The sequence below is a fragment of the Pseudomonas sp. 18.1.10 genome (assembly GCF_024655625.1).
GTDB lineage: Bacteria > Pseudomonadota > Gammaproteobacteria > Pseudomonadales > Pseudomonadaceae > Aquipseudomonas.
This window is the reverse complement of record NZ_JANLGL010000046.1, coordinates 1-15,416: the sequence shown is the minus strand read 5'-3', so window position 1 is coordinate 15,416 and position 15,416 is coordinate 1. Positions and strand designations below refer to the sequence as shown.

Annotated in this window: 14 protein-coding genes and 1 pseudogene; 10 read left to right on the top strand and 5 right to left on the bottom strand. The window is 60.6% G+C overall.

Features of this window, described 5'->3' with window-relative positions; translation table 11 throughout:
* Positions 1-84: 84 nt before the first annotated feature.
* Positions 85-1,116 (top strand): annotated as a pseudogene (locus tag NUV89_RS29925) (cache domain-containing protein); the annotation flags it as partial.
* Between the two features lie 93 nt (positions 1,117-1,209).
* Entirely contained in the window at positions 1,210-1,974 is a 765-nt protein-coding gene (locus NUV89_RS29920; protein WP_370695332.1) for a methyl-accepting chemotaxis protein, read from the top strand.
* 476 nt (positions 1,975-2,450) lie between these two features.
* On the opposite strand, the gene NUV89_RS10745 is transcribed toward NUV89_RS29920, so the two are convergent.
* Together NUV89_RS10745 and purU are read right to left on the bottom strand one after the other, a co-directional pair.
* Entirely contained in the window at positions 2,451-2,621 is a 171-nt protein-coding gene (locus NUV89_RS10745) for a hypothetical protein (protein ID WP_257781279.1), read from the bottom strand.
* A gap of 86 nt (positions 2,622-2,707) precedes the next feature.
* The gene (purU, locus tag NUV89_RS10740; protein ID WP_124524960.1) at positions 2,708-3,556 is read right to left on the bottom strand and encodes a formyltetrahydrofolate deformylase; all 849 of its coding nucleotides are present in this window, start codon (positions 3,554-3,556) and stop codon (positions 2,708-2,710) included.
* A gap of 346 nt (positions 3,557-3,902) precedes the next feature.
* Here purU and mvaT point away from each other — a divergent pair, with 346 nt between their 5' ends.
* Positions 3,903-4,277 (top strand): histone-like nucleoid-structuring protein MvaT, encoded by a 375-nt coding sequence (gene mvaT / locus NUV89_RS10735; protein ID WP_005790963.1) that lies wholly within the window; start codon positions 3,903-3,905, stop codon positions 4,275-4,277.
* Between the two features lie 86 nt (positions 4,278-4,363).
* Here the strand turns inward: mvaT and sbcB are convergent, their stop codons facing one another.
* On the bottom strand, positions 4,364-5,791 hold the full coding sequence (gene sbcB, locus NUV89_RS10730; protein WP_257781278.1) for an exodeoxyribonuclease I: 1,428 nt from the start codon (positions 5,789-5,791) through the stop codon (positions 4,364-4,366).
* A 167-nt stretch (positions 5,792-5,958) separates the two neighbouring features.
* Here sbcB and NUV89_RS10725 point away from each other — a divergent pair, with 167 nt between their 5' ends.
* The 6 genes from NUV89_RS10725 to NUV89_RS10700 are packed head-to-tail and all read left to right on the top strand — an operon-like array spanning position 5,959 to position 12,629.
* Complete coding sequence (locus tag NUV89_RS10725; protein WP_257781277.1) at positions 5,959-6,651, top strand: RDD family protein; 693 nt, start codon at positions 5,959-5,961, stop codon at positions 6,649-6,651.
* Entirely contained in the window at positions 6,648-7,628 is a 981-nt protein-coding gene (locus NUV89_RS10720; protein ID WP_257781276.1) for a stage II sporulation protein M, read from the top strand. The genes NUV89_RS10725 and NUV89_RS10720 overlap by 4 nt, the downstream gene beginning before the upstream one ends.
* A complete protein-coding gene (locus NUV89_RS10715; RefSeq protein WP_257781275.1) occupies positions 7,615-9,144 on the top strand; it encodes a DUF4129 domain-containing protein in 1,530 nt (509 codons plus the stop codon). The genes NUV89_RS10720 and NUV89_RS10715 overlap by 14 nt, the downstream gene beginning before the upstream one ends.
* Positions 9,141-10,298 carry a DUF4350 domain-containing protein gene (locus NUV89_RS10710; RefSeq protein WP_257781274.1) on the top strand — a complete coding sequence of 386 codons (1,158 nt, stop codon included), beginning with the start codon at positions 9,141-9,143 and terminating at the stop codon, positions 10,296-10,298. The genes NUV89_RS10715 and NUV89_RS10710 overlap by 4 nt, the downstream gene beginning before the upstream one ends.
* Positions 10,295-11,290, top strand: coding sequence for a MoxR family ATPase (locus tag NUV89_RS10705; protein WP_257781273.1), 996 nt, complete (start codon positions 10,295-10,297; stop codon positions 11,288-11,290). The genes NUV89_RS10710 and NUV89_RS10705 overlap by 4 nt, the downstream gene beginning before the upstream one ends.
* Positions 11,291-11,297: 7 nt before the next feature.
* On the top strand, positions 11,298-12,629 hold the full coding sequence (locus NUV89_RS10700) for a DUF58 domain-containing protein (RefSeq protein WP_257781272.1): 1,332 nt from the start codon (positions 11,298-11,300) through the stop codon (positions 12,627-12,629).
* A gap of 59 nt (positions 12,630-12,688) precedes the next feature.
* Here NUV89_RS10700 and NUV89_RS10695 read toward each other — a convergent pair whose 3' ends face one another.
* Positions 12,689-13,048 (bottom strand): PilZ domain-containing protein, encoded by a 360-nt coding sequence (locus NUV89_RS10695; protein WP_257781271.1) that lies wholly within the window; start codon positions 13,046-13,048, stop codon positions 12,689-12,691.
* A gap of 225 nt (positions 13,049-13,273) precedes the next feature.
* Positions 13,274-13,648, bottom strand: a complete 375-nt coding sequence (locus NUV89_RS10690; protein ID WP_257781270.1) for a tetratricopeptide repeat protein — start codon at positions 13,646-13,648, stop codon at positions 13,274-13,276.
* Between the two features lie 173 nt (positions 13,649-13,821).
* Between NUV89_RS10690 and pyk the strand changes: the two genes are divergently transcribed.
* On the top strand, positions 13,822-15,273 hold the full coding sequence (gene pyk, locus NUV89_RS10685) for a pyruvate kinase (RefSeq protein ID WP_257781269.1): 1,452 nt from the start codon (positions 13,822-13,824) through the stop codon (positions 15,271-15,273).
* Positions 15,274-15,416 lie beyond the last annotated feature (143 nt).

Sequence of the window (15,416 nt, the reverse complement as noted above, 5' to 3'; positions counted from 1 at the left end):
AACACACCTTTTTTGACGCTGCCATTCTGCGCCCCCCATAAGGGCGCGCATCGGATATCAAGACCTTAGCGGACCCTACAAGCCATGAATAAAAATCTACGCTTCAGCCACAAAATCCTGCTTGCAGCCTCCCTTATCGTCGTCGCCGCTTTTGCGCTGTTTACCCTCTACAACGACTACCTGCAACGCAACGCGATCCGCAACAACCTCAACAGTTACCTGCATGAAATGGGCGATGTCACCGCCGGCAACATTCAAACCTGGCTCAGCGGGCGCATTGCGCTGGTCGAGAACGCTGCGCAAAACATCGCCATCAACCCAGAACCCAACGTGGTCGCCAGCCTGCTGGACCAGAAAAGCCTGACCTCCTCGTTCATGGCAACCTACGTCGGCGACAGCACCGGCGCCTTCACCATTCGCCCCGACACCAAGATGCCGGACGGCTTCGACCCGCGCACCCGCCCCTGGTACAAGGGCGCCCAGACCAGCAACGGTTCAACCCTGACCGAGCCCTACATCGACGCGGCGACGGGCAAGTTGATCATTTCCATCGCCACCCCGAGCACCAAGGCCGGCCAGGCCATCGGTGTGGTGGGCGGTGACCTGAGCCTGCAAACCCTGGTGGACAACATTGGCGCACTGAACCTGGGCGGCATGGGTTATGCGTTCCTGGTCAGCGCCGACGGCAAGGTGCTGGTGCACCCGGACAAGAACCTGGTGATGAAGTCCCTGGCCGACGTCTATCCAGGCAACACCCCGAAAATCAGCAGCGACTTCAGCGAAGTCGAGGCCAACGGCAAGGACAACATCATTACCTTCACGCCGATCAAAGGTTTGCCGTCGGTGAACTGGTACCTCGGCATTTCGGTGGATAAAGACAAAGCCTTCGCCATGCTCAGCGAATTCCGCGCCTCGGCGGTAATCGCAACGGTGATTGCCGTGGTAATCATCATCGCCCTGCTCGGCATGTTGATCCGCGTGCTGCTGCAACCACTGCACCTGATGACCCGTGCCATGCAAGACATCGCCGATGGCGAGGGTGACCTGACCCGCCGCCTGACCATCCAGAACCACGACGAATTCGGCACCCTGGGCAATGCGTTCAACCGTTTCGTCGAGCGCATTCATACATCGATCCGCGAAGTATCCTCGGCCACCGGGCAGGTCAATGAAGTAGCACTGCGCGTGGTCAGCGCCTCCAACTCGTCGATGCTCAACTCCGACGAACAAGCCAATCGCACCAACAGCGTCGCCGCCGCCATCAACCAATTGGGGGCCGCCGCCCAGGAAATCGCCCGCAACGCCGCGCAAGCCTCCAGCCAGGCCAGCGATGCCCGCAACCTGGCGGAAGACGGCCAGCAAGTGGTGGAACGCAACATCAAGGCGATGACTCAGCTATCGGCGATGATTAGCGCGTCCAGCACCAATATCGAGGCACTTAACAGCAAGACGGTGAACATCGGGCAGATCCTCGAAGTCATCACCAGCATCTCCCAGCAAACCAACTTGCTGGCGCTCAACGCCGCTATCGAAGCGGCCCGTGCCGGGGAAGCGGGGCGCGGATTTGCCGTGGTGGCCGATGAAGTGCGCAACCTGGCCCACCGTACCCAGGAGTCGGCACAACAGGTGCAAACCATGATCGAAGAGCTGCAAGTCGGCGCACGGGATTCGGTCAGCACCATGAGTGAAAGCCAGCGCCACAGCCAGGACAGCGTGGAGATTGCCAACCTCGCCGGCGAACGCCTGAACAGCGTGACCCAGCGCATCGGCGAGATCGACGGCATGAACCAGTCGGTCGCCACCGCCACCGAGGAACAGACCTCGGTGGTGGAGTCGATCAACATGGACATCACCGAGATCAACACCCTCAACCAGGAAGGCGTGGAAAACCTGCAATCGACGTTGCGCGCCTGTGCCGACCTTGAGCAGCAGGCTGGGCGGTTGAAGCAGTTGGTCGGCAGTTTCCGTATCTGACCCATCAAGGCATAGGTGTCTACACGACTTTGAGCATTGCTGCTGGACCTGTGGCGAGGGAGCTTGTTCCCGTGACGGCCTGGCAGTCGGGCTATTTTAACCGGGTGTAAATCGGTTCAAGTGTGGGAGCTGGCTTGCCTGCGATAGCTATGTGTCAGGCGCTGAGGCTTTTTGGTCGGAGTACATATCCGTTATTTAGGTAACGGCTGATATTGGTTCCGCCCTTACGGCGACTCACTTTTGAAGAGCGCAAAAGTAAGCAAAACGCTCTTGCCCCACCACTCGGCACCTCGCCCAGGCTCGGTGTGCCCTCTCTCCGGCCAGCGTGGTTAACGGGGCGTCTAAGATCAAAAGCTGAAAAGCCAGAGCCAGAGCCAGAGCCAGAGCCAGAGCCAGAGCCAGAGCCAGAGCCAGAGCTTCGGGCTTTGTCAGGTCCAGTCGTTGTGTAGATACCTACGCTCATCAAGGGCAAGCCGTTACGCCTTGTCGTCTTCGGCCTTGCCCTGCTCACGCTCCCACAGCTCGGCGGCCCCCGGGAATTCGGTACCGTCGTCACTGTCGAGGTCATCGGGGTCATAGCGGCTCAAACACCCCTCCCCCAACGTCGCCGGGGCTTTGGATGTGGCTTTGTCCAGCGGATCGCTCATGGTCCACTCCTTGATGGCAGGCAAAGAAAAAGGGCCTGGGACGATTTAACGCCCAGGCCCTTCATTCTTCAATCACAACGCGCGGATCAGAACACGACCGTCTTGTTGCCGTGCACCAATACGCGGTCTTCCAGGTGATAGCGCAGGCCACGGGCCAGTACCATTTTCTCGACGTCACGCCCGAAGCGCACCATGTCTTCAATGCTGTCGCTGTGGCTGACACGGACCACGTCCTGCTCGATGATCGGGCCGGCGTCCAGCTCTTCAGTCACGTAGTGGCACGTCGCGCCAATCAACTTCACGCCACGCAGCGAAGCCTGGTGATAAGGCTTCGCGCCGACAAACGACGGCAGGAAGCTGTGGTGAATGTTGATGACCTTGCCCGCGTACTCGCTGCACAGCTCCGGCGGCAGGATCTGCATATAGCGCGCCAGCACTACGACATCGGCTTCATGCTGCTTGACCAGACGGGAGACTTCGGCAAAGGCCGGCTCCTTGTCCTGTGGGTTGACCGGCACGTGGTAGTACGGGATGCCATGCCACTCGACCATGCTGCGCAGGTCATCATGGTTGGAAATCACGCAGGCGATCTCGCAGTCCAGTTCGTCACTGTGCCAGCGGTGCAGCAAGTCGGCGAGGCAGTGGGATTCGCGACTGGCCATCAGCACCACGCGCTTCTTCTGCTCGGTGTCGGTGATGTGCCAGGTCATCGAGAACTCTTCGGCAATCGGCGCAAATGCGTCGCGGAAGGCATCAAGACCAAAGGGCAGCGAATCGGCACGAATCTCGTGACGCATGAAGAACCAACCGCTGAGATTGTCCGAGTGATGGCTCGCCTCGGTGATCCAGCCGTTGTGGGAGGCCAGGAAATTACTGACTTTGGCAACGATACCAACCCGGTCCGGGCAAGCAATCACCAGCCGAAAAGTGCGCATTAGGGGGAAACTCCAGAACTTCGCAAAGGCCGCCATTCTAGCGACAACGCAGAAAAACTGCAGTATCCGTTGTGCCCATTCTGAGCGCCCGCCCCGGCCACAACCCTTAACAGCGTAAGGTTTTACCAGCGGTATATGAACGATTAACTGCAAGATTGGGCAGTTAAGCCTTTTAAGGAGATTATCTTTACGGCCTACGCCCTATTAATTAATTCGAACGCAGGGCACTGCCACAAACATTCAACGTAATTCACATAAATACACCCTTAAATGTTTACTTGAGGATTTGGCCTGACTATTATTGGCCCACTTCCTGTCAATCAGCGTTCTACATAAGGTAGTCCACATGTCCCTGATCAACGAATACCGCGCCACCGAAGAAGCTATCAAAGAGCTGCAAGCTCGTTTGAAGAACCTGTCCCAAGACGACAAGCTGCAAACTGAGCTGGAATTCGAAGGCAAACTGCGCACCCTGATGGGTGAATACTCCAAGTCCCTGCGTGACATCATCGCGCTGCTGGACCCAGAGTCGAAAGTTAAGGCCCCACGTGGCGCCGTGAAAACTACCGGCACCAAGCGTGCACGCAAGGTCAAGCAATACAAGAACCCGCACAACGGCGAAGTGATTGAAACCAAAGGTGGCAACCACAAAACCCTGAAAGAGTGGAAAGCCAAGTGGGGCGGTGACGTGGTTGAAGGCTGGGCTACCCTGCTGGGCTAAGCCTCATCGGGCCAAGGCCTGATACGCGACACATAAAAAACGCCAGCTTGCTGGCGTTTTTTATTGCCGGTTTTTTAATAACCCGATTACAAATTGAAGCGTGCCGCTAAAGAATCGGCATAGTGCTGCCACTGATCCAACACCTGAAGCTGATACGGCGTAGCACTTACCGCCAACTCCAGGCGCGCCTGGTTAAATGCCTCAAGGGTAATCGGCGCTCCCCAGTCAGGCTCCGTCAAACGCTGCGCACAGAACAATTTCCAGCGTTGTTGCTCCTCGCTGTTCAAGGTCTCTGGAAAGTTACGTGCACGGTAGCGAAATAATAATTCGGGCAGACGCGGATCATCGAAAGGCCACGGCTGGTTCGCTAATTGTGCCGGCTCAGCGTTACGCACTTGCTCGCATAAACGACGATCACGGTCACCGATAAAACCATCATAAAGCTGCTGCTCCGGGTCATGGGTCGGCGCAAAATCTTCCTCGACATAAATCGCCGCCAACTTGTCGCGCCAAACTTCCTGTGCGTCAGTTAGCCGCAGCGCACGTGCTTGATAACTGTCCATATCCAATTGCAACCGCTCGCGATCCTGCGCCCGCAGCACACTCAATGGCGCCACCACCGGGCAGCGATTGATGTGCAGCAACTTGAGGGGCACCGGCAACTCACCCTCCGCCAATTCGTCACGTCGCGTGTAGAGGCGCTGGCGTAGCGTCTCGGCATCCAGGTCCAGCAACCCTTGAGGGTCGAGGCCCAGGTCACACACGATCAACGCATTGCGATTGCGCGGGTGCCACGCCAACGGCAGCACCACACCCAGGTAATGGCGCTCGGCAGAAAAGCGCCCGGAAATATGCACCATCGGTTGCAGCAACCGTACCTGGTCCATCACACGCTGCTTGCTGCGCAGCTCGAACAGCCAGTCGTACAGCTTGGGCTGTTTTTCCCGCAGCAACCGCGCCAACGCGATGGTGGCGCGCACGTCGGACAAGGCATCGTGGGCCTGGCCATGGTCAATCCCGTTGGCCGCGGTCAGGCGTTCGAGCTTGAGCGTGACGCGCCCGTCCTGTTGCGGCCACTCGATGCCTTCCGGGCGCAGGGCGTAGGCGGTGCGCACCACGTCGATCAAATCCCAGCGACTGTTACCCCCTTGCCACTCACGGGCATAAGGGTCGAAAAAGTTGCGATACAGGCTGTAGCGCGTCATTTCATCGTCAAACCGCAGGGTGTTGTAACCCGCTCCGCATGTACCGGGAGCTGCCAGTTCCGCGTGTACCCGCGTCATGAAATCAGCCTCGGCCAAGCCCTTTTGCGCGAGGATATCCGGGGTGATGCCCGTGATCGCGCACGCGGCAGGATGGGGCAGGATATCGTCGCTGGGTTGGCAGTACAGGTTGACCGGCGGGCCGACTTCGTTCAGTTCGAGGTCGGTGCGAATACCGGCGACCTGAAGCGGACGATCGCTGCGCGGGTTGATGCCGGTGGTTTCATAGTCGTACCAGAAAATGGAGGTCACGGGCTGTTCCTGTGCTGATGATGCGCAAAGTCTAGGCGCTGCAAGGCGCTCGAAGCCAGCGCGATCTCGCCTGTACAAACATCCAGCAAAAGCTTGAGTGGTTGCTTCCAGCGCCGACACTGCTAGCATCCGTGTCTGCCAGCCACACTGCACTGCCAAGGATCGCGATGCCATCAGCCCCATTGGACACCCGTTACCAGATCGAGACCCCGGAGGGCATCGACCTGCCGCTGCGCCCCGCTGGCCTTGCGCCTCGCGCATTGGCCTTTGCGTTCGACCTGGGCTTGCGCGGGCTGGTCATGGGCATCCTCATCGTCCCCCTGGCGTTGCTCGGCAACATCGGCATCGGCATCGGTTCGCTGCTGCTGTTCCTGGTCAGCTGGTGGTACATGGTGCTGTTCGAAGTGCTCAACCAGGGCTGCTCGCCAGGTAAACAGGTGATGGGCTTGCGTGTCGTCCAGGACGACGGCACACCCATCAGTTGGTCAGCCTCGTTGATTCGCAACCTGCTGCGTTTTATCGACATGCTGCCATTCGGTTATTTTCTCGGGGCAATCAGTTGCCTGAAGCATCCTCATTTCAAACGCCTCGGCGACCTGGCCGCCGGCACCCTGGTGATCTACCACGAACGCCCCCTGCCACGTCCGAAAGTGCCCCAGGCCGCCGCCCTGCGCTTACCCTTCGCCCTGGACCTCGACGAGCAGCGCGCCATTCTCGGCTTTGCCGAGCGCCAGGGTGAACTGTCCGCCGAGCGGGTTCACGAACTGGCGTCGATCCTCGCCACGCCCCTGCAAGTGTCTCCGGCCCGTGCCGTCGAGCAACTCAACGGCGTGGCCCGCGGCCTGATGGGGCCGACATGAAACAGAGCCTCTTCGAACAGCGTCACCAACCCCAATGGCAGGCCTTCACCGTGCAGCTGGAACAGTTGGAGCAGGGCAAGGCCAAGGCCAGTGACCTTGCCGACTTCCCCCACCAGTATCGACGCCTGTGCCAACACCTCGCCCTGGCTCAGGAGCGTGGCTACAGCAGTTACCTGGTGGACCCGCTGCAGCAATTGGCCCTGCGTGGCCATCAACAGTTGTATCGCCATCGCAGCCAATTGGCGGCGAAGGTATTGAGCTTCGTACTCGCGGACTTCCCGCGCCTGGTGCGCGCCCAGTGGCGCTTTGTATTGGCCGCCAGCCTGCTGTTCTTCGGCAGCCTGGTGGGCGTGGCATTGCTGGTGTTCCTGTTTCCCGACCTGATCTACAGCATCGTCAGCCCCCAGCAGGTGGCCGAGATGCAAAGCATGTACGACCCCGCTGCCAGCCACCTCGGGCGGGCCGCCGAGCGCGCATCCAGCGAAGACTGGATGATGTTTGGCTACTACGTGATGCACAACATCGGCATCGCCTTCCAGACCTTTGCCGCCGGCCTGTTCCTGGGCCTGGGCAGCGTGTTCTTCCTGATTTTCAACGGCCTGGTCATCGGCGCAATCTCCGGGCACCTCACCGAAATCGGCTACGGCCAGACGTTCTGGTCATTCGTGATCGGCCATGGTGCCTTTGAACTCAGCGCCATCGCCCTGGCCGGCGCAGCAGGCCTGCAGTTGGGCTGGGCGTTGATTGCCCCCGGGCAACTGACCCGTGGTGAATCCCTGAGGCTGGCGGCCCATCAAAGCGTGCAGATGCTCTGCGGTGTGATGGCGTTCCTCCTGATCGCAGCCTTTATCGAAGCCTACTGGTCCTCCACCACCAGCATTGCACCGTGGCTCAAATACCTCGTGGGCGCCCTGCTCTGGCTGCTGGTGGCCACGTACCTGATCTTTGCCGGACGGACTCACCATGCGCCTGAGTAATGCAAGCGTGGTGATTCGCCCTCGCACCTCCTGGGAGGCCATGGACCTTGGGGTGCTCATGGCCCAGGAACATCGTTGGTTGCTGATGGGCAGCTGGGCGTTGGTGACATTGCCGATTTACGCGTTGCTGACCGCACTGCTGTGGCGGTACCCCTCCATGGTCATGTTCCTGTTCTGGTGGTTGAAGCCGGCCTTTGATCGCCTGCCGCTGCATATCCTGTCCAAAGCCCTGTTTGCAGAAACGCCCGGTATCGGCCAAGCCGTGCGCCAATGGCCGCACCTGCTCAAAGGCCAACTGCTGGCCAGCCTGACCTGGCGGCGATTCAGCCTGAGCCGCAGCTTCGCAATGCCCGTCAGCCAACTCGAAGGCCTGGATGGCAAAGAGCGCCAACGCCGCCTCGGCGTATTGCAGCAACGCAACGCCGGGGCCGGGCGCTGGCTGACCCTTATCGGGATGCACCTGGAGATAGGCCTGTGGCTGGGTTGCCTGGCCCTGTTCTATTTATTCATCCCCCAACAACTCGAACTGGATTGGGACTGGCGAAGGCTGGCACTGGCAACCGGTTCAGAGGCGCTCTGGCTGGAACACCTGGGCAATGGGTTCTACGCACTGATCCTGGTGTTCTGGGAGCCTATCTACGTGGCATGCGGCTTCAGCCTTTACCTCAATCGCCGCACCGTGCTGGAAGCCTGGGACCTGGAGCTGGTGTTCCGCCGCCTGCGCCAACGCCTGGGCAGCGTGGCGCCGGTGGTATTGCTGATGATCGTGCTGGTATCAACCCCGTTCAGCCGCCCTGCCATGGCCGATGATGCGCCGCCGTCCAAACCAGTAACCACCCAGGCCGCCAGCCAGTCGATCAAGGCATTGCTGGACAAGCCCCCTTTCAAAAATCCGGAAACCGTCACCCGTTATCACTTCGGCGAAGAAAAACCCGCCGCAAGCGTCAAACACAAAGGTGACGGCAAACTGCCTGCCTGGTTGCAGGCATTGCTCGACAACCTCAACAGCAATGCCTTCAAGCACATCGCCGAGGGCGTCGAGATACTGCTTTGGAGCCTGTTGGCAGGTGGCATTGCCCTAGTGGTCTGGCGTTATCGCGACTGGCTGCACACCTTTGTCACCCGGCGCCGGCCACGCCAGCCCAAAACCGGCAAGCCCTTGCCGACGCAACTGTTCGGCCTGGAGCTGGGTGTTGAAACCCTACCGGACGATATCGCCAGCACCGCCGAGCGACTTTGGCCCACGCAGCCGCGGGAAGCGCTTGGCCTGCTCTATCGCGGCCTGCTCAGCCGGCTGTTGCACGACTTCAACCTGCCACTCAAGAGCGCGGACACCGAAGGCCAGGTCCTGGAACGTATTCAGCGATTGCAGCAGCCGCAGCTGCTGGCATTCAGTGACGAGCTGACTCGACACTGGCAAAACCTCGCGTACGGCCATCGCCTTCCCCCGGTCCAGGCTCAACAGCAACTGTGCAGTCACTGGCGCACCCTATTCAATTCGGGAGCGTCCCAATGAACCGGCCAATGTTGTGGATCGGCCTGCTGCTCGTGGGCCTGCTGGGGGTGGGGAGCTATTTCCTGTGGCGCAACGCGGTCCCCTACGACGAAGTCATCGACCACGGCCCCTCTCCAGAAGCCAGGGCCAACCCTTACCTGGCGGCGGAACACTTCCTGCGCCACCACGGCCTGAGCGTCCAACACGCCAATGGCCTGGAGCGCCTGGAGACCCTTCCCGCCCAGGGCAGCAGCCTATTGTTACTGGGGGAGCGCAGCAACATGTCGCCTCGCCAGGTCGAACAACTCCTGGAATGGGCCAAGGCCGGCGGCCACCTGCTGCTGGTAGCCGAAGCACTGTGGGACGATGAAAGCGGCAAAAGCGGCGATTTGCTGCTTGATCGCCTGCTTCTGCGGCAAACATTGAGTGATGAACCTGAAGAGCCCGCCAAGGCCCGCAAAAAGCTAGCTCCCGACCTGACAAAGCTCTATGTCGACAACGAAACCGCCCCGGCCTATTTCAGCTTCGACACTGACTTCAACCTCACCGACCCCAAGCACCTGGCGCAGTTTTCCGCCAATAGCGCGAAGTCCAGCCACCTGATGCAGCTCAAGCTCGGGCAAGGCAATGTGACGGTGGTCACCGACAGCGACCTGTGGAAATACCCGGCAATCGGCAAGCACGACAACGCCTGGCTGTTGTGGTACCTCAATCAAGGCACCGTAGTGACCTTGCTGTTCAACAGCGACGTGGATGACCTCTTCACCTTGTTGCTGCGCTACTTCCCCCAAGCCCTGGTGGCCCTCGTCGCACTGCTCGCCCTGGCGCTTTGGCACGCCGGCATGCGGCAAGGCCCGATACGCGCCCCCGCTCCCAAGGCGCGCCGGCAATTGCTGGAACACTTGCAGGCCAGCGCCGATTTCCTGCTGCGCCGCAGTGGCCAGGGTGCCCTGTTGCAAGCCTTGCAGCGCGACATCCTGCGCGCCGCCCGGCGCCGCCACCCAGGTTTTGAACACCTCGACACGGCTGAACAGCAGCAAGCCCTTGAACAGCTGACACGCCAACCCTCTTACGTCATCAGTCAGGCCCTCGGCCCACTTCCGGCAAAACGGCTTTCCAGTGCCGATTTCAGCCGGCAGGTGGCAAGCCTGCAAACCCTCAGGAACGCCCTATGAGCGAAAATTCCCCGGCACCGGCGCTGACAACCGACGCCCTGCACCTGGCAAGCCAGCAGGCACAGGCCCTGCGTGTTGAACTGCGCAAGGCGGTGATTGGCCAGGATCAAGTGATCGATGACGTGCTCACGGCACTGATCGCCGGCGGCCACGTATTGCTGGAAGGTGTGCCCGGCCTGGGCAAGACCTTGCTGGTACGTGCCCTGGCGCGGTGTTTTGGCGGTGAATTCGCGCGCATCCAGTTCACCCCGGACCTGATGCCCAGCGATGTTACAGGCCACGCCGTGTACGACCTGCACACCGAACAATTCAAGCTGCGCAAAGGGCCGCTGTTCACCCATCTGCTGCTGGCTGACGAAATCAACCGCGCCCCTGCCAAGACCCAGGCCGCCTTGCTCGAAGCCATGCAGGAGCGTCAGGTCACCCTGGAAGGGGAAGCACTGCCCATTGGCCAACCGTTCATGGTGCTGGCAACCCAGAACCCCATCGAACAGGAAGGCACCTACCCCTTGCCCGAGGCCGAACTGGACCGCTTCATGCTGAAGGTGCGCATGGACTACCCCGATGCCCAGCAGGAACTGGACATGGTGCGCGAAGTCACGCGCTCGTCCCGGGCCGACATGCTCGACGTACAGCCCCTGCGCACCGTGCTGCACGCCGACGATGTGCTGCAACTCCAGCAGATCGCCAGTGAGCTCGCCCTGGACGAGCAAGTCCTCGACTATGCCGTGCGCCTGGCACGCGCCACCCGCAGTTGGCCCGGCTTGACCATTGGCGCCGGCCCGCGTGCGTCCATCGCCCTGGTGCGCGGTGCCCGGGCCAGGGCCCTATTGCGCGGCGGCGAATTCGTCACCCCGGATGACATCAAGAGTTGCGCCTTGGCAGTCCTGCGCCACCGGGTCCGTATCGCCCCGGAACTGGACATCGACGGATTGGACGTGGACCAGGTGCTCAAGCAAATGCTCGATCAGATCCCGGCCCCTCGGCAGTGAGCCGCCCATGAAACCAACCCGCCTGCTGCTGACTTGGCTGGCTGTGCTGCTGGGCCTGAACACCCTGCTGGGCGCTGCCGCGGCATTGCAGCTTGAGGTGCCAGGCACCCTGCACTCAGTCGCCTGGGGGCTACTGCTGGCACTCTTGCTGTTGGCGTTGCTGGATGCCGTCCGCCTGCGCCGGCGCCCTTCCCCGCGCGTGCAACGGCAGATGCCCGGCAGCCTGGCACTGGGCCGTTGGGGCGAGGTACACCTAACATTTGCGCACGATTACCTCCAGCCCCTGAGCGTGCACGTATTCGACCACGTCCCCGACGGCCTGGGCGTGGAGAACATGCCCCAATCCATCGAGTTGCGTCCCGGCGAGCGCAGCGAGCTGGTGTATCGACTACGCCCCTTACGGCGCGGGCATTTCACCTTCAGTCGCTGCGAAGTCCACCTGCCAAGTCACTTGGGGCTTTGGGCGGCGCGACGTTTTATCGACGCCAGTGACGCCACCCGTGTCTACCCCGACTTTGCCCGCCTCTACGGTGCGCAACTCCTGGGGGTGGATAACTGGCTGAGCCAACTGGGGGTTCGCCAGTATCAACGACGCGGATTAGGCCTGGAGTTTCATCAACTGCGCGAGTTTCGCGAAGGCGACAGCTTGCGGCAGATCGATTGGAAGGCAACCGCTCGGCAACGTACGCCCATCGCCCGGGAGTACCAGGACGAGCGCGACCAGCAGATCGTGTTCATGCTCGATTGCGGCCGACGCATGCGCAGCCAGGATGGCGAGCTGTCGCATTTCGACCATGCGCTCAACGCCTGCCTGCTGCTCAGCTATGTTGCCTTGCGCCAGGGGGACGCGGTGGGGTTGTGCACCTTCGCCGGCGAGCGGCCGCGCTACCTCGCGCCGGTCAAGGGCAGCAGCCAGTTGAACCTGCTGCTGAATACGGTGTACGACCTGGACACGAGCCGACGCACGGCCGACTACGAGGCCGCGGCAAGCCAGCTGCTGGCCCGCCAGAAACGTCGTGCATTGGTGATCGTGGTGACCAACCTCAGGGATGAGGACGATGACACGCTGCTGAGTGCCGTCAAGCGAATCGGCCGCCAGCATCGGGTGCTGGTGGCGAGCTTGCGTGAGGAAGTACTCGATCAACTGCGCCAGGCCCCGGTGCAGACCTTGCCCGAAGCCCTGGCTTACAGCGGGACCATCGACTACCTCAATACCCGGAATGAACTGCACGACCGCCTGACCGCCCACGGCCTGTCGGTGCTGGACACGTCGCCATCGGAACTGGGAGCGGATCTGGTGACACGCTACCTGGGCTGGAAAAAAGCCGGGGTATTTTGAAACAACGCACACGGGCACGGCTGGGGTAGCCCCCTCACCGTACCCTGAACGCGTTGGATCTAGGCGGAAGCCTGTACGTGGTCAAAACTGAAGTAATGCGACAGGAGGCTAATCAGTTGCCCGTACTCCAAGGGCGCAGGGGACACGCTGAAACCCGAATCGTAGTATTGCGGGTTGATATCTTCGCGGCTCCATAAGCAGGTTGCAGTGAGATCAACCACATGGACGCCAGCGTCCGGCCCTGGCATCTTCAAGCGCAACTCGAAGTCAACGCCGACCATCATGGGCAACTGGCTGATCAGCATGAGCCCGTCTTGCGAGACGTTACCTAAAAAGCCAATGGGCTTGTCGGTAAGGCGATTAAAGACTTGCAGGAAACAAGGTAACTGATGCCGCTCGATCCGTCGGTCGGTAAACATGATGAGATCGCCATCCAGTGGCCATGACTTTGGCCGTGCCAATGATTCGGAACGAGCAATATCGCTCGCTCTCCCTGGATTTCGACGTGACAACAACACCGCGCTTGTCACTGGACAACTGCCGAATCCGGGCCCTGCATTCGTTCGAATAGAAACTTGTACAAACGAACATTCAAAGAATAGCCCAAGACTGGCAGCAGGCCAGCTATTAAATGACGAATATCATCACAATGACGCCGGACGTGCCTGTGCGGTGCTCGCTCCGGGGTAATGTCCCAGCTGCTGCAAGGTATCAAGCCGCGCGCGGGCACGGTACGCGTACTCGCTCGACGGGTATTGGTTGATGATGAATTGGTAGGTCTGCACCGCATCGACAAACAATTTCTGCCGCTCCAGGCACTGTCCGCGCAACATCGAAACTTCCGGCTGCACATACCGCCGGGTGCGGCTTTCACGATCGACCTGGGACAACTCCAAGGTCACGCGCTCGCAATCGCCGACCTTATAGGCGCGGTAGGCGTTGTTCAAATGGTGGTCCATCGACCAGCGGGTACAGCCGACAACACTGACGGCCAGGGCAGCAATGAGCAAAATTCGCATGAGGGTTCTCCTGTCTTGTGCAATGTATCGACCCCTCGCCCGAAATCTTCAAGGTTGTTCGTAATCAGCCACGGCGAAAACAAGTCAATCGTCGATAAGTAGTGCAAACGAACAATGACTACAACGAAAGAGCATAGTAGCCTTCCCCAGCGCTTGAACTCAGGAGTCTGTGCATGTCCGTCCGTCGTACCAAAATCGTCGCCACCCTTGGCCCGGCCAGTAACTCGCCGGAAGTCCTCGAACAGCTGATTCTGGCTGGTTTGGACGTTGCCCGTCTGAACTTCTCCCACGGCACCCCAGACGAGCACAAGGCTCGCGCCAAGCTGGTGCGTGACCTGGCCGCCAAGCACGGCCGCTTCGTGGCACTGCTGGGTGACCTGCAAGGCCCGAAAATTCGAATCGCCAAATTTTCCAACAAGCGTATCGAGCTGAAGATCGGTGACCCGTTCACCTTCTCCACCAGCCACCCGCTGACCGAAGGCAACCAGCAAGTCGTGGGTATCGACTACCCGGACCTGGTCAAGGACTGCGGCGTCGGCGACGAGCTGCTGCTGGACGACGGTCGCGTCGTGATGCGCGTCGACACCGCCACTCCGACTGAACTGCACTGCACCGTGATCATCGGCGGCCCGCTGTCGGACCACAAAGGCATCAACCGTCGCGGCGGTGGCCTGACGGCTCCAGCCCTGACTGAAAAAGACAAGGCCGACATCAAGCTCGCCGCCGAAATGGAAGTGGACTACCTCGCCGTGTCCTTCCCGCGCGACGCCGCCGACATGGAATACGCCCGTAAACTGCGCGACGAAGCCGGCGGCACCGCCTGGCTGGTGGCGAAGATCGAACGCGCCGAAGCCGTGGCCGATGACGAAACCCTCGACGGCCTAATCAAGGCCTCCGACGCCGTGATGGTTGCCCGTGGTGACCTGGGTGTGGAAATCGGTGACGCCGAGCTGATCGGTATCCAGAAGAAGATCATCCTGCACGCACGCCGCCATAACAAAGCGGTGATCGTCGCGACCCAGATGATGGAGTCGATGATCCAGAACCCGATGCCGACCCGCGCCGAAGTGTCCGACGTGGCCAACGCCGTGCTCGACTACACCGACGCCGTGATGCTCTCGGCGGAAAGTGCTGCCGGCCCGTACCCGCTGGAAGCAGTGCAAGCGATGGCGCGTATCTGCGTCGGCGCCGAAAAGCACCCAACCAGCAAGACCTCCAGCCACCGCATCGGCAAAGAGTTCGAAAGCTGCGACCAGAGCATCGCCCTGGCCGCCATGTACACCGCCAACCACTTCCCGGGCGTGAAGGCGATCATCGCCTTGACCGAAAGTGGCTACACGCCGTTGATTATGTCGCGCATCCGTTCCTCGGTGCCGATCTACGCGTTCACCCCACACCGCGAAGCCCAGGCTCGCGCGGCAATGTTCCGTGGCGTGTACACCGTACCGTTCGACCCGGCTTCGCTGGCACCGAATGAAGTCAGCCAGGCAGCCATCGACGAGCTGGTCAAGCGCGGCGTCGTGGAGAAAGGCGACTGGGTCATCCTGACCAAGGGCGACAGCTACCACACCACCGGTGGCACCAACGGCATGAAGATCCTGCATGTGGGCGACCCGCAGGTCTGAGTGACGCGCTGAAAAACAAAAGCCCCGCCATGTGAATGGCGGGGCTTTTTGCATTTCAAACTGGCTGATGTGCTGGCTTGGCGGGCCCCTTCGCGGGCAAGCCCGCTCCCACATTTTGACCAGTCTCTTATAAACAAATAACA